The 25,148-nt window shown below is 71.7% G+C and carries 18 protein-coding genes; 11 read left to right on the top strand and 7 right to left on the bottom strand.

Translation table 11 applies throughout. From position 1 onward, the window contains the following. The first annotated feature begins 150 nt into the window (after nt 1-150). On the top strand, nt 151-1,578 hold the full coding sequence (locus tag Sru01_RS04135) for a glycoside hydrolase family 43 protein (protein WP_203982489.1): 1,428 nt from the start codon (nt 151-153) through the stop codon (nt 1,576-1,578). A 7-nt stretch (nt 1,579-1,585) separates the two neighbouring features. Further along, entirely contained in the window at nt 1,586-4,876 is a 3,291-nt protein-coding gene (locus tag Sru01_RS04130; protein ID WP_203982488.1) for an MGH1-like glycoside hydrolase domain-containing protein, read from the top strand. A gap of 108 nt (nt 4,877-4,984) precedes the next feature. Here Sru01_RS04130 and Sru01_RS35310 read toward each other — a convergent pair whose 3' ends face one another. Continuing rightward, complete coding sequence (locus Sru01_RS35310) at nt 4,985-5,476, bottom strand: BP74-related protein (RefSeq protein ID WP_239136875.1); 492 nt, start codon at nt 5,474-5,476, stop codon at nt 4,985-4,987. Between the two features lie 190 nt (nt 5,477-5,666). On the opposite strand from Sru01_RS35310, the gene Sru01_RS04120 reads away from it, so the two are divergent. From Sru01_RS04120 to Sru01_RS04100, 5 genes are all read left to right on the top strand, one after another. After that, nucleotides 5,667-6,683 carry a LacI family DNA-binding transcriptional regulator gene (locus Sru01_RS04120; RefSeq protein WP_203982487.1) on the top strand — a complete coding sequence of 339 codons (1,017 nt, stop codon included), beginning with the start codon at nt 5,667-5,669 and terminating at the stop codon, nt 6,681-6,683. Nucleotides 6,684-6,769: 86 nt separating this feature from the next. After that, on the top strand, nt 6,770-8,059 hold the full coding sequence (locus Sru01_RS04115) for an ABC transporter substrate-binding protein (RefSeq protein WP_203982486.1): 1,290 nt from the start codon (nt 6,770-6,772) through the stop codon (nt 8,057-8,059). After that, nucleotides 8,059-8,958 (top strand): carbohydrate ABC transporter permease, encoded by a 900-nt coding sequence (locus Sru01_RS04110; RefSeq protein ID WP_203982485.1) that lies wholly within the window; start codon nt 8,059-8,061, stop codon nt 8,956-8,958. The genes Sru01_RS04115 and Sru01_RS04110 overlap by 1 nt, the downstream gene beginning before the upstream one ends. Before the next feature lie 10 nt (nt 8,959-8,968). Next, nucleotides 8,969-9,775, top strand: a complete 807-nt coding sequence (locus tag Sru01_RS04105) for a carbohydrate ABC transporter permease (RefSeq protein ID WP_203982484.1) — start codon at nt 8,969-8,971, stop codon at nt 9,773-9,775. Next, entirely contained in the window at nt 9,772-10,827 is a 1,056-nt protein-coding gene (locus tag Sru01_RS04100) for a glycoside hydrolase family 130 protein (RefSeq protein ID WP_203982483.1), read from the top strand. The genes Sru01_RS04105 and Sru01_RS04100 overlap by 4 nt, the downstream gene beginning before the upstream one ends. A gap of 173 nt (nt 10,828-11,000) precedes the next feature. On the opposite strand, the gene Sru01_RS04095 is transcribed toward Sru01_RS04100, so the two are convergent. From Sru01_RS04095 to Sru01_RS04085, 3 genes are all read right to left on the bottom strand, one after another. Beyond that, nucleotides 11,001-11,426 (bottom strand): PH domain-containing protein, encoded by a 426-nt coding sequence (locus Sru01_RS04095; RefSeq protein ID WP_239136873.1) that lies wholly within the window; start codon nt 11,424-11,426, stop codon nt 11,001-11,003. 33 nt (nt 11,427-11,459) lie between these two features. Continuing rightward, nucleotides 11,460-13,805 carry a thiamine pyrophosphate-binding protein gene (locus Sru01_RS04090; RefSeq protein ID WP_203982482.1) on the bottom strand — a complete coding sequence of 782 codons (2,346 nt, stop codon included), beginning with the start codon at nt 13,803-13,805 and terminating at the stop codon, nt 11,460-11,462. Between the two features lie 166 nt (nt 13,806-13,971). After that, nucleotides 13,972-14,976, bottom strand: coding sequence for a YihY/virulence factor BrkB family protein (locus tag Sru01_RS04085; RefSeq protein ID WP_203982481.1), 1,005 nt, complete (start codon nt 14,974-14,976; stop codon nt 13,972-13,974). A 221-nt stretch (nt 14,977-15,197) separates the two neighbouring features. On the opposite strand from Sru01_RS04085, the gene Sru01_RS04080 reads away from it, so the two are divergent. Then, a complete protein-coding gene (locus Sru01_RS04080) occupies nt 15,198-15,905 on the top strand; it encodes a dienelactone hydrolase family protein (protein ID WP_203982480.1) in 708 nt (235 codons plus the stop codon). A 59-nt stretch (nt 15,906-15,964) separates the two neighbouring features. Here Sru01_RS04080 and Sru01_RS04075 read toward each other — a convergent pair whose 3' ends face one another. The 3 genes from Sru01_RS04075 to Sru01_RS04065 form a co-directional block, all read right to left on the bottom strand. Continuing rightward, the gene (locus Sru01_RS04075) at nt 15,965-17,617 is read right to left on the bottom strand and encodes a catalase (protein ID WP_203982479.1); all 1,653 of its coding nucleotides are present in this window, start codon (nt 17,615-17,617) and stop codon (nt 15,965-15,967) included. Nucleotides 17,618-17,742: 125 nt separating this feature from the next. After that, on the bottom strand, nt 17,743-18,279 hold the full coding sequence (locus Sru01_RS04070; RefSeq protein ID WP_203982478.1) for a cysteine hydrolase family protein: 537 nt from the start codon (nt 18,277-18,279) through the stop codon (nt 17,743-17,745). A gap of 127 nt (nt 18,280-18,406) precedes the next feature. Continuing rightward, a complete protein-coding gene (locus Sru01_RS04065; RefSeq protein ID WP_203982477.1) occupies nt 18,407-22,216 on the bottom strand; it encodes an endonuclease/exonuclease/phosphatase family protein in 3,810 nt (1,269 codons plus the stop codon). Nucleotides 22,217-22,344: 128 nt separating this feature from the next. Here Sru01_RS04065 and Sru01_RS04060 point away from each other — a divergent pair, with 128 nt between their 5' ends. The 3 genes from Sru01_RS04060 (at nt 22,345) to Sru01_RS04050 (ending at nt 25,004) form a co-directional block, all read left to right on the top strand. Next, nucleotides 22,345-23,355 (top strand): helix-turn-helix domain-containing protein, encoded by a 1,011-nt coding sequence (locus tag Sru01_RS04060; RefSeq protein ID WP_203982476.1) that lies wholly within the window; start codon nt 22,345-22,347, stop codon nt 23,353-23,355. Between the two features lie 131 nt (nt 23,356-23,486). Continuing rightward, nucleotides 23,487-24,437 carry a hypothetical protein gene (locus tag Sru01_RS04055; protein WP_203982475.1) on the top strand — a complete coding sequence of 317 codons (951 nt, stop codon included), beginning with the start codon at nt 23,487-23,489 and terminating at the stop codon, nt 24,435-24,437. Nucleotides 24,438-24,506: 69 nt separating this feature from the next. Next, nucleotides 24,507-25,004 (top strand): hypothetical protein, encoded by a 498-nt coding sequence (locus Sru01_RS04050; protein WP_203982474.1) that lies wholly within the window; start codon nt 24,507-24,509, stop codon nt 25,002-25,004. Nucleotides 25,005-25,148 lie beyond the last annotated feature (144 nt).

Raw genomic sequence — 25,148 nt, 5'->3', positions numbered from 1 at the left:
ACGACCGCCGACAACTCTTGACACCTTCCGTCAGCGCGTTTATCTTTCGAAAACCTTTTAGGAACCTCGACCGCGTCCTGCCGACGCACCGTCATCGGCACCCCCTTGCCCCAGCCCGATGTTAACGTTAACAATCGAGGAGCATCCCCCATGAAACGACGATGGCCGGCCGCGCTCGCCGCGGGCCTGCTCGTCCTGCTCACCGGTGTCCCCGCGGGCGCCGCCGCGCCGATCACCACCGCGATCTACACCGCCGACCCCGCCGCCCTGGTGGTCGGCGACACCCTGTACCTCTACACCGGGCACGACGAGGCACCGCCGGGCGGCACCAACTTCGTGATGCGCGACTGGCACGTGTTCACCTCCACCGACGCGGCCACCTTCACCGACCAGGGCGCCCGGCTCGCCGTCTCGGACTTCTCCTGGGCGGGCGCCGACGCCTGGGCCGGCGAGGTGGAGCGCGGCGCGAACGGCAAGTACTACTGGTACGTCCCGGTCAACGGCAACGGCGCCGGCTGGATGGACATCGGGGTGGCGGTCGGCGACTCCCCGCTCGGCCCGTTCCGGGACGCCAAGGGCGGCCCGCTGGTCAGCGACGGCACGCCGAACTCCTCGCCGCTCAACATCGACCCCACCGTCTTCACCGACGACGACGGCCAGGTCTACATGTACTGGGGGTCCTACTACGGCCTGCGTGCCGCCCGGCTGAACCCGGACATGACCTCGATCAACGGGTCGGTGATCACCCCGAGCGGCGTGTCGAACTTCTGGGAGGCGCCCTGGATGTTCAAGCGCGGCGGGACCTACTACCTGGCCTACGCCGCCAACGACTCCGGCTGCTCGGCACCGGGCTACGCCTGCATCCGGTACGCCACCGCGAGCAACCCGCTCGGGCCGTGGACGCACCGCGGCGTGGTGCTGGACCAGGTGACCTCCACCACCAACCACCCGGCGATCATCGAGTTCAAGGGCCAGTGGTACATGGTCTACCACAACGCGAACGCCCCGGGCGGCGGGAACTTCCGCCGGTCGGTCACCCTGGACAAGCTCTACTGGAACGCCGACGGCACCATGCGGAAGGTCGTGCAGACCACCGGCACCGGCCCGGGGAACGGGCAGCCGGCCGGGACGAACCTGGCGCCGAGCGCCGCCGCGAGCACCTCCTACGTGTCGTCCTGGGAGACGCTCGGCGCGATCAACGACGGGTACGTGCCGACGGGGTCGGCCGACCACTCCCACGGCGCCTACGGCAACTGGAACCACCAGGGCACCGAATGGATCGAGTACCAGTGGCCGTCCGCGCGGAGCGTCGACCGGGTCGCCACCTACTGGTTCGACGACGACCTGGGCATCGACCTGCCGGCCTCCTGCCGGGTGCAGTACTGGACCGGCGGCGCCTACGCCGACGTCCCGGGCCAGTCGGCCTGCGGGGTGGCGGGCAACGCCTACAACGTCACCACGTTCCCCGCGGTCAGCACCACCCGGCTGCGGCTGAACATCACCTCCAGGCCGGGGTACTCCACCGGGGTCCTGGAATGGATGGCCCTGCAGGCCGGCACCTCGAGCGCGGCGGGATGAGGCACCGATGACGACAGTACGCAGAGCACCCGGACCACGCCGGGCACGCGCGATCGTCACCGCGCTGCTGCTCGCCGCCGCCACGCTGGTCGCGGGGCCGGCTCAGGCCGCGCAGACCATCGGCCTCCCGGCCTTCACCGGCCCGGCGGTCCCGGCCGCGCCGGTGGGCTACACCACCGGCGACATGATGAAGGCCATCTACGACGCCGAGAGCTCGGGCACCGACTTCTGGATGGACCGGCTGCTGGCCCGCACCGGCGCCGACCCGGCGGGCGACTGGCTGATGTCCCGCGGCCGAGCCCTGTTCATGAAGACGCACAACCCGGGGACGCTCGGCTTCGGCGGCCGGGTGGCCTACTGGGAGAGCATCAGCGACGACAACGCCTACACCGTCGCGATCACCCCGGGCACCTTCACCGAACAGGTGTCCAGCCGCCGGCAGGCGCCGAGCCACTGGAAGAGCGTGCATACCGGCGGCTCGGTGCGGGTCGAGCAGACGAAGTTCATCACCGACGACAACGTCGCGGTGACGAACCTCGCCATCACCAACAACGGCTCCGCGGCCACCACGCTCCAGCTGCGCGCCACCTCGCCGTACGCGACCTCCGGCGGCGGCGGCGAGCTGACCGGCCAGGTGAACGCCTACAACAACCTCACCACCATCCGCCCGCGGCTCACCGGCGACGGCTTCACCGCGAGCGGCGGCGGGCTGAACCGCTCGGTGACGATCGCCGCCGGCGCCACGGTCACCACCAAGGTGGTGATGGGTTTCGTCACCGACGAGATCCCGGCCTCGCTGACCGAGTACAACGCCTACGCCGGCTACTCCCCCGCCACCGCGTTCGCCACCCACGTGCGGGCCTACAACCTGTGGTGGGCACGCAACGTGCCCTACATCGACGTGCCGGAGCCGGCCATCAAGAAGAACATCTACTACCGCTGGTGGCTGATGCGCTTCAACAACCTCGACGCCGACATCCCCGGGCAGACCTTCCAGTTCCCCACCTCGGTGGAGGGCGCACTCGGCTACAACAACGCGATCGCGCTCACCCAGCCGATGCACATCGACGACCTGAAGTACCTGCGCACCCCGCTGTACGCCTACGGCGACTGGCTGAGCGCCGGCCAGGTCTCCAAGAGCGGCCGCTTCCGCGACAACCCGGGCGACCCGGAGAACTGGTCCAACAGCTACACCCAGTACATCGGCGAGGCGGCCTGGCGCAGCTACCAGATCCACGGCGGCCGGCCGGCCATCGCCGCCCGCCTGGCCCGCTACGCCGAGCAGGACGTCAAGGACCAGCTCGCCTACTACGACCACGACCGCAACAAGCTGATCGAGTACGACTGGGGGGCGCTGACCGGCAACGACGCCGACGCGGTGTCCTTCCACTGGAAGCCCGGCACCATGGACCGCGCCGAGTCGGCCTACCAGTACAGCGGTGCGCTGGCCGCGGCGCAGGCCTACGAGGCGGCCGGCGACACCGCCAAGGCGAACGAGATGCGCACGCTGGCCGGGCAGATCAAGGACGCCATCGTCAACGTGCTGTGGAACCCGAACCGCCGGCTGTTCGAGCACCGGCTGAAATCGACCGGCGAGTGGGTGCCGTGGAAGGAGATCAACAACTACTACCCGTTCTCGGTCGGCGCGGTGCCGAATACCGCGACCTACCGCGAGGCGCTGCGGCTGTTCGACGACCCGGCGCACTACCCGATCTTCCCCTTCTACACCGCCGACCAGGTGGACAAGGCCGCGGCCGCGGCGGCCGGGCAGCCGGGATCGAACAACTTCTCCACCATCAACTCCACCGTGCAGTTCCGGCTGTACTCCTCGGTGCTGCGCAACTATCCGAACCCCTGGATGAGCGCCACCGACTACAAGAAGCTGCTCTACTGGAACGCCTGGGCGCAGTACGTCGGCGGCAACACCGCCTGGCCGGACGCCAACGAGTTCTGGGCGGACTGGAACGGTTCGTCCATCCAGTACCGGTCGTGGATCCACCACAACATCCTCGGCAGCGGCAACTGGACGGTGATCGAGGACGTGGCCGGGCTGCGGCCGCGCAACGACGCCAAGGTGGAGCTGTCGCCGATCGGCATCGGCTGGCCGAACTTCACGGTCAACAACCTGCGCTACCGCAACGCCGACCTGACCATCGTCTGGGACGACCCGGCCGACGGCGTGGTCCGCTACCCGGGCGTCCCGGAAGGGTACTCGATCTTCGTCAACGGGACCCGGGCCGCCACGGTGAGCTCGCTGGTACCGTTCACCTGGGACCCGGCCACCGGGGACGTCACCACCACCGGGACGGTCACCCACCACATCGCGGTGCCGGGGCTGCAGGCGCCGGCGCAGGTGCGGCAGGCCGACGACCGGATGACCGACATGCTGGCCAAGGCCGGCATCGACCTGACCGCCGACCTGCCGAACCTGGCGACCGGCGCCGCCGCCTCCGCCTCCACCACCGCCGCCGGCAGCGTCCTGGCCGGAGCGGTCGACGGGCCGCCCACCAACGAGCCGTTCTGGGGCGGCACCACGGCCGGGCAGGACTGGTTCGCGCTCGATCTCGGATCCTCGCGGTCGTTCGACGAGGTGCGGTTGTACTTCAAGGACAGCCGGCCGGCGAGCACGACCTACCGGGCACCGGCGGGCTACGACGTGCAGTACTCCACCGGCGGCGCCTGGACCTCGGTGCCCGGCCAGGCGAAGACCCCGGCGGCGCCGCGCGCGAACTACAACCTGGTGCGGTTCCCGGCGGTCACCGCGAGCCGGGTGCGGGTGGTGACCGACGCCGCCGCCGGGGCCCGGACCGGGCTGACCGAGATCAAGGTGTTCAACCGGGGCGGCCCGCAGAACCCCCCGCCGGGCCCGGAGAACCTGGCACCGTCCGCCACCGCGACCGCGTCGTACACCTCGTCCTGGGAGAGCGTGGCGGCGGTCAACGACGGCATCCTGCCGCCGTCGTCCAACGACACCGTCAACCCGCGCTGGGGCTGCTGGCCGCGGACCGGGGAGCAGTGGGTGGACCTCACCTGGCCGTCCGCGCGCACGCTGAACAGGGCGGAAGTGTACTTCTTCGACGACGATCAGGGCATCGACATGCCGGCGTCGTGGCGGCTGCAGTACTGGACCGGAAGCACCTACGCCGACGTGCCCGGCGCGAGCGGATACGGGCTCGCCAAGAACGCCTTCAACCCGGTGACGTTCACCGCGACGAGCACCACCCGGCTGCGGGTGCTGCTCACCGGCAACGGCTCGAACGCGGTGGGCCTGCTGGAGGTGCGGGCCTACGGGACCTGACCGGCGTCCGGCCGCGGGGACGCGCGGACGGGAACGTCCCCGCGGCCGGGACACCCGGCCGTCGCCCGGCCCGCCTCGTGGCGGGGCCGGGCGACGGTTCGAACCGGGTCAGCCCTTGGGGACCTCGCGCACCAGGCGGGAGCCCCACGGGCACCAGTACAGGCCGGGCAGGAACGCGCCGCCCGCCTCGTCCAGGTGCTCCTCCACGTAGTGCGGGCTGGCGTCGCAGACCTCGATCGCGACCTGGAAGAAGCTGATCGTCGCCGGGTCGAGGTGGAAGCTCCAGCCGGGGTTGTACGGCTCGGGGCGCTTGACGAGGCGGCCCATGACGTGCGGCCGGTCCTGGGTCTTGCCGGCGAGCAGGTCGCGGGCGTGCTGGATCTTCTCGGGGTCGGTGAGCTTGATGACCACCGTCTCCCGTGACGGTGGGTAGTCGAAGGCGAAGTACGCCTCGTTCTCGGCGGCGGCCGGCCCGGTGCCGCCGGCCGCCGCCGCGGCGGCGGACCCCGCCATGGCGGGCAGGGCCAGCATGGCGAGCAGCGCGGTGAGCAGCAGCGTCACCATGGGGGTTGCGGGCCTGGTGGTGGAGACATGTCGCATGGGAACCTCCGGTACCTGCCGGGTCGCGTCCGCGACCGTTCGCCACGTACCGTAACACTCCGTGACCGTCACGTTTCGCGAATCGACCGGATCGGCCGTTGGCGGTGTCTTGGCCGCCGGTTGGCCGGACCCTTGACGCAGGGTTACTAAACCGGTTTTAATCAAACCGGTTTAGCAAAGGAGCGGACGGGTGGGCAAGAGACCGACGATCGCCGACGTGGCGCGGCTGGCCGGGGTGAGCAGAGGCACCGTCTCGTTCGCGCTGAACGGCCGGCCGGGGGTCGGGGCGGACACCCGCGAGCGTGTGCTGGCCGCGGCCGCCGAGCTGGACTGGACGCCGAGCCGGCGGGCCCGGTCGCTGGCCGCGTCCCGCGCCTTCGCGCTCGGCCTGGTCATCGCCCGCCCCCCGCAGTTGCTGGGCGCCGACCCGTTCTTCCCCACCTTCATCGCGGGCGTCGAGTCGGTGCTGGCCGAGCGCGGCCACATCCTGGTCCTGCAGGTCGTGCTCTCGGCGGCCGCCGAGACCGAGGGCTACCGCAACCTCGCCCGGGACGGCCGGGTAGACGGGGTCTTCCTCACCGACCTGCGGCACGCCGACCCGCGCATCGAACTGCTCGCCGAGCTGGGCCTGCCCGCGGTCACGCTGAACCGGCCGGACGTGCCCTCGCCGTTCCCGGCCGTCGGGCTGGACGACCACGCCGGCGTCGAGGCCGCCGTCCGGCACCTGGCCGGGCTCGGGCACACCCGCATCGCGCACGTCGCCGGACCGGCCCACTTCCTGCACGGCGCGGGCCGCGCGGCCGCCTGGCGGGCCGCGCTCGCCGCCGCCGGGCTGCCGCCGGGCCCGCTGGCCGAGGCCGACTTCTCCGCGGCCGGCGGCGCCGCGGCCACCCGCGAGCTGCTGGCCGCCCGCCCGCGGCCCACCGCCATCGTGTACGCCAACGACCTGATGGCGATCGCCGGGCTGACCGCCGCCCGCGCCATGGGCCTGTCGGTGCCGGACGAGCTGTCGGTCACCGGGTTCGACGACTGCGAGCTGGCCGAGCACGTGCACCCGCCGCTCACCACCGTGACCATGGACGTCTTCGGCTGGGGGGTGCGCGCGGCGACCGCGCTGCTCGACCTGGTCGACGGCGCCGCCGTCCCCGACGCCGCGTTACCCCCGGCCCGGCTGGTCGTGCGCGGCTCCACCGCCCCGGCGCGCTGACCTCCGGCCCCCGCGTCCCCTCTCCCACCCCGCACGCCCCCGGCAGACCAGAGCACCACCCATCGCACAACCCTTGAGGAACGCCCATGAAACGTGCCGCCGCCTTCGTCACCCTGATCCTCTGTACCACCGTGGCCTGCGGCGAAGGCGGCGGCGGTGGTGGCGGTGACGCCGGCCAGGCCGCCGCCAAGCGGGGGCCGATCAACGTCTGGCTGTCCAACAACCCCGAAGAGGTCACCTGGGGCAAGGCCATGGCCGACGCCTGGAACACCGCGCACGCCGACCAGAAGATCAGCGTGCAGGAGATCCCGGCCGGCAAGACCTCCGAGGAGGTCATCGGCGCGGCGATCACCGCCGGTAACGCACCCTGCCTGATCTTCAACACCGCCCCGGCGGCGGTCCCGCAGTTCCAGAAGCAGGGCGGCCTGGTCCCGCTGAACGACTTCCCCGACGGCGCCTCCTACGTCGAGGCGCGCACCGGGGAGACGGCCGCGCAGTACAAGTCGCCGGACGGCAAGTACTACCAGCTGCCGTGGAAGTCCAACCCAGTGATGATCTTCTACAACAAGAAGCTGCTGAAGAAGGCCGGCGTCGACCCGGAGAAGCCGCCGCTCGCCACCTACGACGAGTTCCTGGCCACCGCCCGCAAGATCGTGTCGAGCAAGGCGGCGGACGCGGCGATCTACCCGGCGCCCACCAGCGAGTTCTTCCAGTCCTGGTTCGACTTCTACCCGCTGTTCGCCGCGGAGAGCGGCGGGAAGCAGCTGGTCGCGGACGGCAAGGCGCAGTTCGACTCCCCCGAGGGCCAGCGGGTCGCCACGTTCTGGAAGACCCTGTACGACGAGGGCCTGGCGCCGAAGGAGAAGTACAACGGCGACTCCTTCGCCGACGGCAAGGCCGCGATGGCCATCGTCGGCCCGTGGGCGGTCTCGGTCTACGGCGAGAAGGTGGACTGGGGCGTGGCGCCGGTGCCCACCTCCACCGGGCGGTCCGCCGAGGAGATCACCACGTTCAGCGACGCCAAGAACGTCGCCATGTACTCCGCCTGCCAGAACCGGGCGACCGCCTGGGACGTGCTGAAGTTCGCCACCGGGCAGGAGCAGGACGGCGCGCTGCTGAAGGCCACCGGCCAGATGCCGCTGCGCAAGGACCTGCCCACCACCTACGCCGACTACTTCACCGGCAAGCCCGAGTACAAGACGTTCGCCGCCCAGGCCGCGCGCACCGTCGAGGTGCCGAACGTGCCCAACTCGATCACCATCTGGCAGACGTTCCGCGACGCCTACTCCAGCAGCGTGATCTTCGGTAAGACGCCGGTCGCCGACGCGTTCAAGGCGGCCCGGGAGAAGATCGACACCCTGGCCGGCCAGTCCTGATGACGGGCCTCCGCGCCGCCCGGATGCCGTCCCTGCTCGGGCGGCATCCGGTCGGGTTGCTGCTCACCGCGCCGTACGTGGTGTTCGTCGCGGTCGTCTTCGCCTACCCGCTCGGCTTCGCGGTGTGGATGAGCTTCCACGACTACTTCTTCGCCGCGCCCGGCGCGACGGTCGAGCGGCCGTTCGTGGGGCTGGAGAACTACGCGGCGGTGCTCGGCGACCCGGCCGTGCGCCGCGCGTTCCTCAACGTCGCCATCTTCCTGGTCATCAACGTGCCGCTGACCGTGGCGATCGCGCTGGTGCTGGCGGTGGCGCTGAACGGCGCCATCCGCGGCCGCACCTTCCTGCGGGTCGCCTTCTACGTGCCGTACGTGACGGCGAGCGTCGCGGTGGTCGGGGTCTGGCTGTTCCTGTTCTCCCGCGAGGGCCTGGTCAACCAGGTGCTCGGGCCGCTGGCGCCCGATCCGTCGTGGCTGGTGAACGAGGCGCTGGCCATGCCGGTGATCGCGGTGTTCGTCGCCTGGAAGCAGAGCGGGTTCTTCATCCTGCTCTACCTGGCCGCGCTGCAGAACGTGCCGCGCGAGCTGTACGAGGCCGCCTCGGTGGACGGCGCGGGCCGCGCCCGGTCGTTCTGGTCGGTGACCGTGCCGGCGCTGCGGCCGGCCACCGTGCTGGTGGTGGTGCTGGCGACCATCACCGGGGCGAACCTCTTCACCGAGCCCTACCTGCTCACCAACGGCGGCGGCCCGAACGGCGCGTCCGCCTCGCCGGTGCTGCTGATGTACCAGCGCGGCGTCGAGCAGGGCCTGCCCGACGTCGCCGCGGCCATCGGCGTGCTGCTGGTCATCGGGGTGGTCGCGCTGTCGCTGCTCAACCGCCGGCTGCTGGAGGCTCGCTGATATGCGCCGCATGATCGTTCTCGGGCTCGGCGCCCTGCTGTTCGTGTTCCCGTTCTACTACATGTTCATCGGCTCGCTGCAGGCCGAGCCGGACACCACGGTGACCAGCGTGCTGCCCGACCCGGGCAACCTGACACTGGGCAACTACGCCGAGATCAACGAGAAGGTGAACCTCGGCACCTCGCTGCTGAACTCCGGCATCTTCACCGGCGGGGTGATCGCCTGCACGGTGGTGTTCGGCGTGCTGGCCGGCTACGCGCTGGCCCGGCTGCGGTTCCGCGGGCGCGGCGCCGTCTTCGGGATCGTGCTGCTGGTGCAGGTGGTGCCGTTCCAACTGCTGCTCATCCCGCTGTACGTGCTGATCGTCCGCGGCTACGGGCTGGCCGACAGCCATCTCGGGGTGATCCTGCCGTTCGCCATCAACACCACCGCGGTGTTCGTGTTCCGGCAGTTCTTCCTGCAACTGCCCAACGAGCTGTTCGACGCCGCGCACGTGGACGGCGCCGGAGAGCTGCGGGTGATGTGGTCGGTCGCGCTGCCGCTGGTGCGGCCGGCGCTGCTGACCGTGGTGCTGCTCACCTTCATCGGCCCGTGGAACGAGTTCCTGTGGCCGTTCCTGATCACCAAGCAGGCGGACATGCAGCCGCTGGCGGTGTCGCTGGCCAACTACATCAGCAACGTGGCCGGGCGGGCCGCCAACCCCTACGGCGCGCTGCTGGCCGGGGCGTGCGTGCTGGCCGCGCCGGTGATCGGGCTGTTCATCGCCTTCCAGCGGCACTTCGTGTCCACCGATATCGGAACTGGAGTCAAAGGTTGACCATCCCCTACACGCTGACCCGGGTCGGCGTCGTGATGACCCCGCTGCCGGACGACCCGCTGGAGGCCGAAGGCGTGCTGAACCCGGCGTCCGGCCGCACCCCGGACGGGACGCTGCACCTGCTGCCGCGCCTGGTCGCCGCGGGCAACGTCTCCCGGGTGGGGCTGGCCGAGGTGATCCTGGAGAACGGCGTGCCCACCGGGGTGCGCCGCCGCGGCGTGGTGCTCGCCCCGGACGCCGGCTGGGAACGCGGCCGGGCCAACGCCGGGGTGGAGGACCCGCGGGTCACCTGGATCCCCTCGCTCGGCCACCACGTGATGTCCTACGTCGCCTTCGGGCCGCTCGGTCCCAAGCCCGCGCTCGCGGTGTCTGAGGACCTGCGCGAGTGGCGGCGCCTCGGGCCGTTGCAGTTCGGCTACCAGCCGGACCTGGACACCGATCTCAACCTGTTCCCCAACAAGGACGTGGTGCACTTTCCCGAACCGGTGCCCGGCCCGGACGGCGAGCCGTGCTACGCCATGCTGCACCGCCCGATGTGGGACCTCGGCTGGCTGCGGCCCGGCGAGGGGGTGCAGCTGCCCGCCGGGGTGACCGACGAGCGCCCGGGCATCTGGATCTCCTACGTCCCGGTGGCCGAGGCGGAGCGGGACCTGTCCGCGCTGACCCGGCCGGGCGCGCACCGGCTGGTCGCGCTGGCCCAGGAGCCGTGGGAGGAGCTGAAGATCGGCGCCGGTCCGGCGCCGATCCGGGTCGAGGAGGGCTGGCTGCTCATCCACCACGGCGTGTCCGGCGAGATCGACGACGCGTTCGCCCAGCAGAGCAAGGTGCACTACGCGGCGGGTGCGATGATCCTCGACGCGGCCGACCCGGCCCGGGTGCTGGACCGCTCGCCGGAGCCGCTGCTGGCGCCGGAGACCGACGACGAGCGGTCGGGCATCGTGCCGAACGTGGTGTTCCCCACCGCCATCGAGGAGGTCGACGGGGTGCGGTACGTGTTCTACGGCATGGCCGACAGCAAGATCGGCGTGGCCCGGCTGGACCGGACCGGCTGACCGTCCGCGCGGCCCGCCACCCCGGGTTGGGGTGGCGGGCCGGCCGGCACGCCGGGCACGAACCGTCCAGCGGGTGCGGGTCCGAGCCGCACACCGAGCCGGCGGTCATCCGGGGTCCGCGCCGGGTGGCCGTGCGGTGGCCGCCGCGCCCGGGATCCGCGCCTGACGGCCGGTCAGCCGGGACGCAGCCGGTCCAGTTCCCGGGCGGCGTCCCGGCAGGGGGTGCCGAGCTCGTGCGCGGAGAACAGGTGCAGGCTCTCGGTGGTCTCGATCTCCAGCACGTCCCAGCGCAGGCCGTAGCGGGCGTTCTCCTCCACCCGGATGGCGGCGATCTCCGGCCACGGCAACCGCCGGCGGCGGGCCAGCCCGGTGACCACGGTGACGCCGTGCTCGTCGGCGGCCAGCCGCACCGGCGCCAGCACGTCGCGCAGCACGAATCCGCCCAGCATCAGCGTGCCCCCCGCGCACAGGATGGTGCCGCGCACGTCGCCGCCGATCGCCACCGCGACGGCGAGCACGGCGAGCGCGGCCGTCGCGGCCCACTTGACCATGGTCAGCTCGCGCCGGACCCGCCACTGGCGCCCCGAGATCGCCGTCATACCCGAACGCTACCGCGCGCCGGGCCGGGCCGATCAGTCGGCCAGGTCGAGGGCGGCGGCGACGATGGCCTCGGCGTCGATGCCGTGGTGCCGGTACAGGTCGGCGATGGCGCCGGACTGGCCGAACTCGGTGACGCCCAGGTGGGTGGCCGGCACCTGGTGGACGCCGGCCAGGAACGCCAGGGTGTGCGGGTGGCCGTCCAGCACGGTGACCATCGGCCGGGCGCGGCCGGCCGGGAAGGCCTGGTCCAGCACCCAGGTGGGCGCCTCACCGTGGCCGCCGCAGGCGCGCAGCGCCTCGAACACCAGCCCGGGGCTGGTCAGGCAGACGACGTCCGCGCCGATGCCGAGCTCGCCGAGCCGCCGGGCGGCGGCCAGCGCCTCGGTCACCACGGCGCCCATCGCGGCGATCGTGACGGCCGGGCGCTCGTCGCGGCGCAGCGGGTAGGCGCCGGCCACGGCCTGCCGGCGGCGCAGCTCGCGCCCGGCCGGGTCGGCGGGCAGCGCGGCCAGGGTCTGGTCGACCGGGCGGGTGGACAGCCGCAGGTACGCCGAGCGGCCGCCGGGCCGGCCGAGCCGGCCGAGCGCGGCCAGCAGGCACCACTCCAGGTCGATGGCGAAGGCGGGCTCGTAGGCGGTGCAGCCGGGCTGCTCGATGCCGATGGACGGCGTCTTGATCGACTGGTGCGCCCCGCCCTCCGGGCCGAGGGTGACGCCCGAGGGGGTGCCGACCAGGATGGACTGGCCGCCCGCGTAGATCCCGAACGACCACGGCTCCAGCGCCCGCTCCACGAACGGGTCGTACAGCACGCCGATCGGCAGCAACGGCTGTCCCCATCGCGACCAGGTGGCGCCGAGCTCGCCGAGCAGCCCGACCAGGTTGGTCTCGGCGATGCCGAGCTCGATGTGCTGCCCGGTGGGCCGTTCGCGCCAGTGCAGGATGGTCTCGGCGTCGTCGTCGAACCAGTCGGGCCGCTCGGCGCCGGCGAACACGCCGACCTTGTTCAGCCAGCCGCCCAGGTTGGTGCTGGAGCTGACGTCCGGGCTGACGGTGACCACCCGGGCGCCCACGCCCGGAGCCTGGCGGGTGAGGTCGAACAGCGTGCGGCCGAGCGCGGCCTGGGTGGTGGCCACGCCGCGCGGCTCCCGCCCGAAGTCGGCCGGCACCTCGGGGACCGGCTGCGCGGCCGGCGGGGTGCGGTGCAGCCGGCGGGCGGTGTCGCGGCACAGCGCGGCGGCCGGGCCGTCCGGCAGCGGCGCCCACGGGTCGGCGGGGTCGGCGCCGACCCGGGCGGCCAGCTCGGCGAGCTGCTCGGCGCTGAGCAGGGAGGAGTGGTTCTGCGGGTGTCCCTCGGTGGCCAGCCCGTGGCCCTTGACGGTGTAGGCGAAGATGACGGTCGGCCGGCCGTCGTCGATGTCGTCGTAGGCCCGGCACAGCGCGGCCAGGTCGTGCCCGCCGAGGTTGCGCACCGCGGCGTGCAGGGTCGGGTCGTCCACGCCGGCGAGCAGCCGGGCGATCTCGGCGGCGTCGCGCGGGCCGGCCGCCCCGTCGCGCAGCCGGGCGCGCAGGTCGGCGGGACCGCAGCGCAGCAGCCGCTGGTACTCGGGGTTGGACATGGCGTCGATCCGGGCGCGCAGCGCCGCGCCGCCGGGCCGGGCGAACAGCTCGTCCAGCAACGCGCCGTACTTGACGTTGATCACCTGCCAGCCGGCGGCGGCGAACATCCCGTGCAGCCGGGTGCCGCCGACCCCGGGGACCACCCGGTCCAGGGACTGGCGGTTGAAGTCGACGATCCACACGATCTCGCCGAGTTCGGCGACCTGCGGATCCAGCAGGGCCTCCCAGCAGGCGCCCTCGTCGAGTTCGGCGTCGCCGAGCAGCGAGTACTGGCGGCCGGTGCCGGCCCCGCCGAAGTGGGCCTCGACGTAGCGGCGCGCCAGCGCGCCCCAGATGGGGGCGGTGGCGCCGATGCCGACCGACCCGGTCGAGTAGTCGGCGGGATCGGGGTCCTTGGTGCGGCTGGGATAGCTCTGCAGGCCGCCGAACTCGCGCAGCGTGGTCAGGTAGGAGGCGGGCAGGGTGCCCAGCAGGTGGTTGATCGCGTGCAGCACCGGGGAGGCGTGCGGCTTCACCGAGACCCGGTCCCCGGCGGTGAGCCGGTCGAACCACAGCGACGTCATGATCGACACCATGGACGCGCTGGACGCCTGGTGCCCGCCGACCTTGAGGCCGTCGGGGTTGGGCCGCACCCGGTTGGCGTGGTGGATCATGGCGGTGGACAGCCACAGGACCCGCCGCTCGATCTCGCGCAGGACGCCGAGGCCGCCGCGGCCGGCGACCTGGCCGGCGCGGGTCTCCGGTTCCGCGGTGCGGTACATGTGATCGCCTTTCAGCTGGGCCGGCCGCCCGTTGGGCACTTTGCCGGGCCATGCTGCCCAGCGGCGCACCACCTGCGCAACCGGGCCGCCGCAGGATAGGCATCATGTCCGATGCGGCTAGGGGTGACCCCAGCCGGACCGGGCACTCTGCCCACCCGGCCGCCGATCAGTCGCCGTTGATCTCGCGCACCTGGTCCTCGTCCATCTTGCGGGTGTCCCGCGGCTCGATGTACGGCTCGACGTCCTCGGGGTGACCGGTGGCGATGGCCCGGCCGCGGGCCAGCTCGGCGTCGAACTCCACGCCGAGCAGCACCGCGATGTTGGTGATCCACAGCCAGACCAGGAAGACGATGACCCCGGCCAGCGCCGCGTAGGTCTTGCTGTAGGAGGCGAAGTTGGCGACGTAGAAGCCGAAGGCGAGGGAGGCGGCGATCCACAGCACCACGGCGAGCAGGCTGCCCGGGGTGACCCAGCGCAGCCCGGGCTGCTCGACGTTCGGCGCCGCCCAATAGAGCAGGGCCAGCACCATGGCGACCACGATCACCAGCGCCGGCCATTTGGCGATGGACCAGACGGTCAGCGCGGTGTCGCCGAGACCCAGCAACCGGCCGGCCTGCTCGGCCAGCCCGCCGGTGAACACCACCGCCACCGCGCCGACCGCCATCAGCACGACCAGCACGGCGGTGATGCCCAGCCGCAGCGGCAGCGTCTTCCAGATCGGCCGGCCCTCCGGCATCTCGTACATGACGTTGGCGGCGCGCATGAAGGCGGCCACGTAACCGGACGCCGACCACAGCGCGACGACGATCCCGATGATCGTGGTGACGCTCGCGGCGCCGCGGCTGCCCTGCAGGGCCCCGAGCACGCTGCCGAGGATCTCCCGGGCCGGGCCGGGGGCGATCGCGCTGAGGTTGTCGATGAGCGGCTGGGTGGTGCCCTGGCCGAACAGCCCGAGCACCGACACCGCGGCCAGGATGGCCGGGAACATCGACAGCACCGAGTAGTAGGTGAGCGCGGCCGCCCAGTCGGTGACGTTGTCCTCCTGGAACTCCTTGAAGGTCCGCTTCAGCACCGACCACCACGACCGGCCGGACAGCGCGAACGGGCTCTCCGGCGCCGCCTTCTCCGTCCGGACCGGGCCGGCGGTCCGCCGGGTGTCGTGATCGGTCATCGGCCGCACCGTCCCCTCGCATGATCCCTGCCGCCGGACCGCTGCCCGGACACCCGGTCGGCAAACACCCATGAGCGGACATCAGCCCAGGCCCCGGCCCGCGAGATACGCCCCACCCGGCGGCGCCCGGACCGCCCGAGGCGCTAGCGTCATCCGAGGCGTGCCGGCCCGGCACGCGGCTCGCTCCGCCCGCGAGGCGGCGCCCGGTATCGGAGGTAGCCATGCGCCAACGCCAGGAGACCGTCACCGTCCCCGACGGCGGGTTCCCGTTGCACCTGTGGATCCCCGAGCGCGGCAGCGGCCCCGGCCTGCTGCTGCTCCAGGAGATCTTCGGCATCAGCTCCTACATCCGCAAGGTCGCCGAGGACCTGGCCGGGCGCGGGTACGTCGTCGGCGCGCCGGACCTGTTCTGGCGGATCAGCCCGGGCTGGGCGGCCGACCACGACGACGAAGGGCTGGCCCGCTCGCTGGAGCTCGTCCAGCGGTTCGACTTCGCGACCGGGGTGGCCGACACCGCGGCGGCGTTCGACGTGCTCGCCGGGCTGCCGGAGGTCACCGGCGGCGCCGGCGCGCTCGGCTTCTGCCTGGGCGGCTCCCTGGCGTACGAGCTGGCCGCGCGCGCCCCGGTGGCCGCGGCGGTGTCGTTCTACGGCTCCAGCGTGCCCGACACCCTCGGCCTGCTCGACCGGATCAGCGCGCCGGTGCAGTTCCAGTTCGGCGGCAAGGACCCCTACATCCCGCGCGAGCAGGTGGCCCGGCTGGAGGAGGCGGTGGCCGGCCGGCCGAACCTCGAGGTGCACGTACAGGAGGAGGCGGGCCACGCCTTCCACAACTTCGAGGCGCCCGCGTTCCACCACCCCGAGGCCGCGCGGGCGGGCTGGCGGCTGGCCACCGGGTTCCTGGCCCGGCACCTGCCGGCCGGTTCCTGAGGGCTCGGCCCCGGGCGCCGCGGTCCCGGCGGGCGGCGCCCGCCGGGACCGGCGTCACATCATGGGGTGTGACGCTCGTTCGGCACGCAGTGCGTCATCTTCAGGCCGGACACGTCGCGCGGGCCGTTCTTGCCCAGGCTCGCCAGCCGGCCGCGGTCCTCTTCCGACAGGTCCTGGCTCGCCAGCGGCTCCAGGTGCGCCACGTCGCCGGGTGCGATGCCGAGCCCTTCGCCGACGCGCAGCCCGAGCTCGTCTTCGACCAGCAGGAAGTGCCAGACCATCCGCTCCTGGATCGGCCGGTCGCACTGCGACAGCTGGCCGATCAGGTTGAGTACCAGGTCGTCGCGCTCCCACTGCTCCATCAGCAGGTACCGCTGGCCGGCCTGGGTGTAGTCGTTGGTGCGCGGGATCCGGCTGCGGGTGAGCCGGCCGTTGATCACCGGGCCCTGCTCGTCGAGGTGCGGGTACCGCGCCTCGCGCAGCCCGCCGGTGATGGACGGCTCGTAGTTGACGTGCGGATTCTCGCCCTGGCCGTCGACGTGGTAGGTCATCTGGCCGTCACGCTGGTTGGTGCGCACCTCGGCGTTCTTGGCCTGGTTCACCGGCAGCTGCAGGTAGTTCGGGCCGACCCGGTAGCGCTGGGTGTCGCTGTAGGAGAAGGTGCGACCGACCAGCATCTTGTCGTCGGAGAAGTCCAGCCCGTCGATCAGAACGCCGGTGCCGAAGGAGATCTGCTCGTTCTCGGCGAAGAAGTTGGCGACGTTGCTGTTGAGCACCATCTTGCCCACCGGCCGCGCCGGGAACCGGTCCTCCGGCCAGACCTTGGTGTCGTCCAGCGGGTCGAAGTCCAGCTCCGGGTGCTCCTCGTCGGACATGATCTGCACGAGCAGCTCCCACTCGGGGTATTCGCCGCGGTCGATCGCGTCCTGCAGGTCCTTGGTGGCGTGCCCGAGGTCGCGGCCCTGCTGCACGGCGGCGTCCTCGGCGGTCATGCTGCGCACGCCCTGCTTGGGCATCCAGTGGTACTTCACCAGGTGGGTCTCGCCCTGCTCGTTGATCCACTTGTAGGTGTTGACGCCGAAGCCCTGCATGTGGCGATAGTCCGACGGGATGCCCCGCGGGCTGAACAGGTTGACCAGCATGTGCATCGCCTCGGGCGTCTGCGACATGAAGTCGAAGATGCGGTTCGGCTCCTGCCGGAAGGTCACCGGGTCGGGCTTGAGCGCGTGGATCACGTCCGGGAACTTGATCGCGTCGCGGATGAAGAACACCGCGAGGTTGTTGCCGACCAGGTCCCAGTTGCCGTTCTCGGTGTAGAACTTGACCGCGAAGCCGCGCGGGTCGCGGGCCGATTCGGAGGAGTCCCGCCCGCCGATCACCGTGGAGAACCGGATCGCGAGATCGGTGCGCTTGCCCGGCTCGGCGAACGGCACCGCCCGGGTGTACCGGCCGATCGGCTCGTCGCCCAGCTGCCCGGTCGCCTCGAAGTAGCCGTAGGCCACCGCGCCGCGGGCGTGCACCACCCGCTCGGGGATGCGCTCGCGGTCGAAGTGGCTGATCTTCTCCAGGAACTGGTAGTTCTCCAGCGTGGCCGGGCCACGCGCGCCGACCGTCCGCTGGTTCTGGTTGTCGTGGACCGGGTGTCCCTGCCGGTTGGTCAGCACGGGACGGTCGTCTCCCGGGCCAGGTCCTTTACTGGACACGTCCGTCATCTCGACGGCTCCCCTCCGTAGACGGTCTCGGTCCTGACCTCCCTATCCGATTTATCCCCTTATAAAGCTCATCAGCCGGTCTAAACCCGGTCAGTGGGCGACATCACACCACCCCGCCGGGCCGGTCACAGGCACTCGGCCGCGGTGGTCACCTCGGCGCGCATGTTGCGCTCCATCATCCGCAGCGCCGCGTCGGCCAGCTCCGGGTGGATGTGCGCCACGCAGTCCTTGGGGATCTTGAGAGCGTAGTGCCGCACGTAGGCGTCCAGCGCGGTGTAAAGGATGCACTGCTCGGTGACCTGGCCGGTCAGCACCACCCGCTCCACGCCCCGGTGGCCCAGCAGGTACTCCAGCGGCGTGCCGTAGAAGGCGCTGTGCCGGACCTTGGTGAGGAACGCGCGGTCGGGCGGCGGCAGCAGCGGCTCCACCAGGTCCGGGCGCCGGCCCTCGCGCGCCCGCGCCTGGATCGTCTCCCTGGTGGCGGCGAAGTCGCCGTGGTTGTCGTTGACGTAGATCAGGTCCACGTCGTCCCGGCGCCGGGCACGCGCGACCAGGTCGGCGAGCGGCGGGACGACCTCCTCGGCGCTCTTGGCCAGCAGGTCGGCGTCCTGGTGGTCGTAGGGGCTGAGCATATCGATGACGATCAACGCGGTCGTTGCCATGCCGCCGTCCTGCCCGATCGCCCGGCGTCCATGCTGGTCACGGCCTCGCCGGCTCGCGTGGGGCCGGCGACGGCCGCATCGGCCGGCGCACGGCGGCGGGCCGCCGTGCGCCGGAAGGGTGATCGGGTCAGCCGTTGGGCAGCTCGACCTCACTGCGGAACAGGTAGTGGTCGGAACAGGCGTGCTGGTCGCCGCCGCACTTGCCGACGTCGGTCAGGATCTGCACCCGGTCGGGCGGCAACACCAGGTGCCACCGGCTGGCGAACACATAGTCGATCTTGCGTGGGCCGCCCTGGCTGGTGCCGACCTGGGTGGGGGCACCGGTCTGGCGCGGGACACACGAGTCGCCACACCCGCGCTCCTGGTCGACCTCGACGAAGTCACCCGTTCCCGCGGGATCACCGTAGAGGGCGCCGAGAGCGAGGTTCGAGGGCGGGACCTTGATGTTGAAGTCGCCGGCCAGGATGAAGGGCATGGTCTTCGCCTGGGGCCCGAAGACGCGCGCCAGCTCTCCGACCTGCTTCTCCGCGTCGGCGTACGGATTGGAAGCGCCGTCCTTCTCCTGGTCGAGGTGCGTGGAGCACGCCTTGAGATCCCGGCTGGTGCCCGGCAACCGGGTGACGACGCAGGCCACGCTCCGGTCGACACCCAGCTGCACCTCCCCCGGGAGAACGATGCGCTCCTCGAGCTGGTTGGACGCGTTGAAGACGAAGCCCTGGTGGCTGAGCATCGGTCCCCGCACCAGCACGGCGTTACCTGCCGACGTCCGGGTCTCGGTCGGCGGGAAGTCGATGAAACAGTCCGGTACGAGGCTCTGGCTGGCGTGATAGTAACCCGCCATCTCGTACCCGATCTCCTTGAGCCGGGCGGCCGCGTGCTCGAACTGGCGCATGCAGACCTCGTTCATGGAGATGACATCCGGCTTGCGGCTCTGCACCTCCTGGATCAGCCGCTCCACGACGTCGTAGTCGCCCTTGTTCTTGGTCGACCCGGCGAGGTTCCAGTGCAGGATCTCGACCGTCGTGCCGGTCACCGGGACGAAGGCGACGGCGTCGAAGGCGATGTCCTGGGTTCCGTTGCCGTCCGGGGTGACCGAGGAGAGCTTGACATCGGGCTGGTTGTTGAACTTGAACGTGCCCAGCGACGCCCAGCGGTTACCGCTGCCCGGCTGGCTCACCGTGCTGACCCGCTCGCCGTAGGCGGTCCGGACGACGTAGCGGGCCTTGGTGGTCTGGGCTCCGTGGTCGGGCAGCGCGACGAGCACCTTCCACAGCCCGGTGATCGACTGGTTGAGCCGCCAGGTCGCGTCGACCTGCAGCCGGCCGCCTTCGGCCTGGGCCGTCCGGGTGTGGGCGAACCAGAAGTGCCCCCCGAAGCCGCCGCCGATCTGGTGGGTGTCGACCTTGCCGGGATAGTTGCCGTTGCTGTCGGGATGGAACTGGAACTGGAACGTGCCCTGGTTGGTCCAGGGCCTGGCGCAGTTCGGCCGGATCGACGGTGTGCCGTCCGGTACATCGTCGATGATCTTGGCGTTGGCCGGCAGCCCGGTGAGCGAGCAGTTCGGCGGGTAGGCGGTGCCGTCGTCCTGGTAGGCGTAGCCGGGATCGAAGCGCAGCAGCTCGTTACCACAGGTATTCGGGCAGTCGGCTTTCCAACCGGTCGTCTGGTGGTACCAGCACTTGAGGTCGCGCTGGCCGGCCGCGTTCTTGTGCGCGCACGGCCCGGCGGGTTCGCCGATCACCTCGGGGGCATCGGGCGGATAGGAGGCACCCGGGACACAGTTGTTGCTGGCGTCGCAGAACTGGTGGTTGGGCGGCTTGACTGCGGTACGGTTCCGCTCCGCGACATCATCGTTCTCGCCGGCCCACCATGCGGGGCGGTAGCCGGAGACCATCACGTCCGGTGACTCCAGCACCTCGACCGGATGACCGGCCCAGCCCAGCACCTTCTCCGGGTACGGCCAGTCCTGCGGGTGCGCGGCGTCCTGGTAGGTGCGGTCGAGGAAGGCGTCCCGGCCGGGCGGATACTTGGGGTTGACCGGGTTGTTGGCCCAACCGACCCCCCAGGCGCCGGCGTTCTGCCCGGCCTGGCTCTGCGGGTAGAAACCCGAGTTGTACGCCCACACCGCGAAGAACCAGTTCTCGATCTTCGACGGGTCACCGTTGTTGATCTGCAGACCCGCCGAGCGGGTGATGTTCCACTTGTCCTGCAGGATCCGCAACCCCGCCGCCACGTTCGCCGCGAAGTCCAGCGCGACGGCGCGCTGGGTCTGGTAGGGCAGCGCGGTCTCCCCCGGCTTCTCCCGGCCCGCGAGCCGCATGCCGTCGGTGACCTGGGTGACGCCGTACCCGCAGTCGGCGTCCGACCAGCGGATCGTCCAGTCGTCGGAGGTGTCGGCGTCGTAGATGTCGAGCCCGTAGTAGTTGCCGATCAGCGGGTTCGCCGTCACGCCGGGCACCGCGAAGCGCGCCGCCTGCCACAGGTTGGACTCCTGCGCGGCGATCCCGAGCATGATCTGCGCGGGTACGGCTCCGCCGCCGACCAGCGCCCGGGACGGGAACAGGCCCTGCGGGGTGTAGGCCGGCATGCCGAGGTTCTTCCAGTTCGCCGGCCGGGAGACGGTCAACGCCCCGCGCACGGCCTGGTCGACCGCCCATTCGACCTGGCGCGGCTTGGGCTGCATCGCCTGGTTGCGCGGGTCGTTGCGCGGCACCGCGCAGTACCGCTCGGCGAAGTCGGCCGGGTCGGTGGGGCTGGCCGCGGCCAGCTTGGCGGTGGCCTTGGTGTCCGCACCGACCGGCATGGCGGCGACTTCGGGCGTGGCGGTGAACGCGGTGCCGGTCCCGGTCTTCGTCGCGGTCGCCTTGACCGCCAGTCGTTCCGGGACGGGCCGACCTGTCGTCACCGGTTTCGTCACCGGGAGCACCGAGGTGACCACCAGCTCGCCGTCCAGGGAGGGGGACGATCCGCGGGGCGCGTCCAGCCCGGTCACCCCGGGCGCGCCCGCGGCGAGCGTCCCGGCGCCCAGCACGAACACCCGGCCGCCGCGGCCGGAGGTGACGCCGAGCCCGGTCAGCGGGCCGGTGGCCAGCGTGGTGGGGACGGCGCGTCCCTTCCCTGCCGCCGACACCCGGCGGACCTGCGATCGGTCGGCGCCCGAACGCTGGGCGTAGACCACACCGCCGCCGGCGTCGGCGGTCACGTCGAAGGGCACGCCCTCCGTCGCGGCGAGCACCCGCCGCGATCCGTCCTCGGCCACCCGGACCAGCGCGCCGTCATCGGCCGCGACGATCCCGGTGCCCACCGGAACCGCCGAGGTCAGCTGGCCGGGCACCTCGATGCGGGCGCCGAGCCGGGCCTTCGCGGCGTCGACCCGGACCAGCCGGGTGCGGCCGAGGTCGGTGTCCCCGGCCTGCGTCAGCACCGCCTGCTCGCCGGCGCCGCACGCGGGGTCGAAGTACGCCAGGCTCGCCCGTACCGGCAGCCGGGTCACCGCGCCGCTGGTCAGGTCGACCACCGCGGTGAAGCCGCCCCGGTCGAACAATCGCTCATCGTTGGTGTAGGTCCGCGGCGCGTACACCACCACCGCGCGCCGGCCGGAGGCCGTCACGCACATGTTGCCGATCCACCGGTCGGTCTCCACCCCCGGCTCGCCCAGGGTGGCGATGGTCTTCCACGCGTACCCGGCCCCGGCGTCCGCGGCCAGGACGTGGAACCCCGTGGCGTCACCGGTGGCCAGCACCGCCCGGTCGGTGGAGGCCTGCCACCGCTCACCCAGGACCCGGGCCCGGTCGTTCGCCGGCACCGCGGCGGGTGCCGTCGCCGTCACCTCCGGCGCGCGCACCTCGTCATCGGGGCCCGGTGGCGCGGCGAGGGCCGCCGAGGGAACGACGAGCACCCCGGCCAGCAGGCCGGCCGCCGTGACGCCTCGTAACAAAGCTCCTGCTCTCATACCCGAAATCTGCTATGCGGCGAACTCCCGGAAAACAGCTTTACGGCAGAACGCAAACCAGCATTAACTACCACTGATAAACCGGGGGCACGAGTCTGGGGGGACACGGGGGCATGCTGCGGATCCACTTCACCACCGAGGACATCGCGAGAACCACCCTCACCACCACGATCGACCCTTTATGGGAAGTCCTGCTGAGTCGCTTCTCGCTGACCGGCCGCGAGCGGCCGCTGTTCCTCCAGCCGTGGATGGCACGACTCCGCAGCCGCCCCGACCTGCTGACCACGGTGCGGCCGGCCGTGGCCTACCTCACCGACCTCGCGCCGCTCGGCCCCTACTTCCCCGACTTCCTCACCCCGGCCGAATCGGCGGCCGGGCTCGAAGCCGGCATCGACGCCGTCCGCGCCACGAGCCTGCGGCGGCTGCGGGACGAGCTGGCCCAGCTGTCCGAGACCAACCGGCGCCACGGTCGCGCCACCCCGAGCTGGCTCGCCGGTCTCACCGACTCGCGGGGCGGCAAGCTGGCAGCCCTGACGGCCGCGCTGCGCGAATATCACCGCGCCGCGGTCGGCTCCCACGACGATCTGATCCGCATGAGCGTCGAGAATGACGTGGCGCTACGGGTGAAAGCGCTGCTCGCCGGTGGCGTGGAGGCGCTGTTCCGCGGGTTCGAGCCGCTGATGCGCTGGCGCCATCCGGTGCTGGAGGTCAGCTACGCCGTCGATCGCGACCTGCATCTGAGGGGCCGGGGCCTGCGGCTGGTGCCGTCGTACTTCTGCCACGGGGACCCGGTATCCCTGGCGAACGAGGACCTGCCACCGGTCCTGGTCTATCCGATCGCGCCGGAATCCCGCTGGGAGTCGATCACCGCCGCCGATCCGGCGGGGCCGCTCGCCGACCTGATGGGCGCCACCCGCGCCGCCGTGCTCGTCACGCTGCGGCGCAGCGTCTCCACCACGCAGCTGGCCACCCAGCTCTACACCTCGATCGCCTCGATGAGCCGCCACACCAAGACCCTCCGGCAGGCCGGGCTGATCACCAGCACCCGTAGCGGACCCGCGCTCCTGCACAACCTGACCCCGCTGGGCTGGAAACTCCTCGACGGGAGCCAAGGCGGGTCCTGAGCCCTGTTTGCGCTCCGGCGCAAAGGTCTTGTCCGGGCCGCGGCCGCCCGCCGACAGTACGGTCAGGAACTCCGCCGATCACCGGGCAGGTCGTTGCCGGTGGTGACGTCCGGCTTCGAGAGGAGGATGGGATGCCGGTGCATCCGCGCCGCCGCGGCATTCGCCCTCTGGCGCATCTCATGGCGGTCACCGCGCTGCTGAGCGTGACCGCCGGTACCGCGGAGCACTCGACCGGCAGCGGCGTGGACACGCCGGCCACCGGCTCCACGCGCCGGCTCGCCACCTCCGTCGATGCCACCCGGCCGCTCTCGGAACGCGACAAGGATGTGCTCCATGAGGCCGAACAACTGCTCACCCAGTCCTGCATGAGCGAGCGGGGCTTCCGAACCTGGGTCGTGCCCCGGGTTCCGATACCGGAGGATCGCGACTTCCCCTATGTCGTCGACGACGTTCTCTGGGCCCGAGCACACGGTTATGGAAGCGAGATGGCAGGGCGGCGCGACCAGTACCGCCGGTCCGATCCGAACCGCCGGTATTTCGAAGGCCTGTCCCCGCAGGAGAAGGGGCGTGCGGCGGACGCGCTGCACGGCAGGCGCGGCGGGCGGCAGCTGCGGGTCACCGTCCCCAGCGGGCTGACCTTCGCGCGGCTCACCGACGGCTGCACCGCCCAGGCCCAGCAGGAACTCTACCGAGACCTGCCGCGGTGGTTCCGCGCCAGCACCATCACCGACGCGCTCGCGGAGACGAACCGCGCCGAGGTCTTCACCGAGAAAGAGTTCAAGGAGTCGGTCAAGGACTGGTCCGCGTGCATGACCGAGCGGGGCTTCTCCTACGCCACTCCCGCCGAATCCCGCCGGCGATTCGACACGCCGGCGGGCCCCGCCGCGCGGAGAGCGGAGATCCGCACCGCGGTGGCCGAGGCCGGGTGTGCCGCGAGCAGCGGCCTGGCGGACACCGCGCACCGGCTGGCACAGCGGTACGACGATCACCTGCGGGCCCGGTACGCCGGGGAGTTCGCCACCCGGCAGCGGCTGGAACAGGCCGCGCTGCCGCGCGCGCAGGCCATCGTCACGGCCGGCTGACCGGTCACACGACCCGACACACCCACCCGACTCGCCGGGACAGGCCCGGCACAGAGAGACAGAGGACGTATGAAGCAGGCCAGATCGCTCCTGACCGCCGCGGGGCTCGCCGCTCTCGCACTGCTGACCGTGCCGGTTCCCGCCCACGCCGACCCCTCGACTCCGCCGAGCGCCGACGCCTCGATCGCACGTGACGCCGACGGCGCGTCCGCGGCTCTGGCAGCGGACGGCTACTTCTACGCCTGGATGGACATCAAGCGAGGTGGTTTCCACTGTGGATGGGCGGTGGACGACGCGAACTGGGAGGGATGCGGGGGCTTCTACAGCATGCGTAACGAGGCCAGCTCTCTGGAGAACCGCGGGTACGCCGGGGCCTACGAAGACGTCATCCTGTACTGGGACAACGCCGACGACGCGGGCGGCTGGGACGGCACCCGGACCTGCCTGCCCCGCGGCCTGTATCTCGACAACCTGAAGGGCATCTACTATCCCTGGGACGGGCGGTCGGGCCAGGGCCAGTCCTTGAACGACAACATCTCCGCCCACCGGTGGGGCAGCGGCTGCTGACACCGAGCACCACGACGTCCACGGCCGGAGCGTGACGACCGGCCGAGGCGGATCGAGCGTCCGCGTCCGCCAGGACGCCGGGCCGGGGCCGGGATGATCCCGGCCCCGGCCGGCCGCCCGGCTCCCGCACCGCCCCGCGGCCGG

It is taken from the genome of Sphaerisporangium rufum, assembly GCF_016863395.1.
GTDB classification, from domain to species: Bacteria; Actinomycetota; Actinomycetes; order Streptosporangiales; family Streptosporangiaceae; genus Sphaerisporangium; species Sphaerisporangium rufum.
This window is presented reverse-complemented; position numbering and strand designations above follow the sequence as displayed.

Bases quoted from the DNA above. Each gene is read 5' to 3' on its own strand.
- Sru01_RS04055 (WP_203982475.1), top strand. From the start codon at position 23,487: ATGCCGGTGCATCCGCGCCGCCGCGGCATTCGCCCTCTGGCGCATCTC.
- Sru01_RS04090 (WP_203982482.1), bottom strand. From the start codon at position 13,805: ATGTACCGCACCGCGGAACCGGAGACCCGCGCCGGCCAGGTCGCCGGC.
- Sru01_RS04075 (WP_203982479.1), bottom strand. From the start codon at position 17,617: ATGACGGACGTGTCCAGTAAAGGACCTGGCCCGGGAGACGACCGTCCC.
- Sru01_RS04130 (WP_203982488.1), top strand. From the start codon at position 1,586: ATGACGACAGTACGCAGAGCACCCGGACCACGCCGGGCACGCGCGATC.
- Sru01_RS04105 (WP_203982484.1), top strand. From the start codon at position 8,969: ATGATCGTTCTCGGGCTCGGCGCCCTGCTGTTCGTGTTCCCGTTCTAC.
- Sru01_RS04115 (WP_203982486.1), top strand. From the start codon at position 6,770: ATGAAACGTGCCGCCGCCTTCGTCACCCTGATCCTCTGTACCACCGTG.
- Sru01_RS04080 (WP_203982480.1), top strand. From the start codon at position 15,198: ATGCGCCAACGCCAGGAGACCGTCACCGTCCCCGACGGCGGGTTCCCG.
- Sru01_RS04135 (WP_203982489.1), top strand. From the start codon at position 151: ATGAAACGACGATGGCCGGCCGCGCTCGCCGCGGGCCTGCTCGTCCTG.
- Sru01_RS04110 (WP_203982485.1), top strand. From the start codon at position 8,059: ATGACGGGCCTCCGCGCCGCCCGGATGCCGTCCCTGCTCGGGCGGCAT.
- Sru01_RS04050 (WP_203982474.1), top strand. From the start codon at position 24,507: ATGAAGCAGGCCAGATCGCTCCTGACCGCCGCGGGGCTCGCCGCTCTC.
- Sru01_RS04095 (WP_239136873.1), bottom strand. From the start codon at position 11,426: ATGACGGCGATCTCGGGGCGCCAGTGGCGGGTCCGGCGCGAGCTGACC.
- Sru01_RS04060 (WP_203982476.1), top strand. From the start codon at position 22,345: ATGCTGCGGATCCACTTCACCACCGAGGACATCGCGAGAACCACCCTC.
- Sru01_RS35310 (WP_239136875.1), bottom strand. From the start codon at position 5,476: ATGCGACATGTCTCCACCACCAGGCCCGCAACCCCCATGGTGACGCTG.
- Sru01_RS04070 (WP_203982478.1), bottom strand. From the start codon at position 18,279: ATGGCAACGACCGCGTTGATCGTCATCGATATGCTCAGCCCCTACGAC.
- Sru01_RS04085 (WP_203982481.1), bottom strand. From the start codon at position 14,976: ATGACCGATCACGACACCCGGCGGACCGCCGGCCCGGTCCGGACGGAG.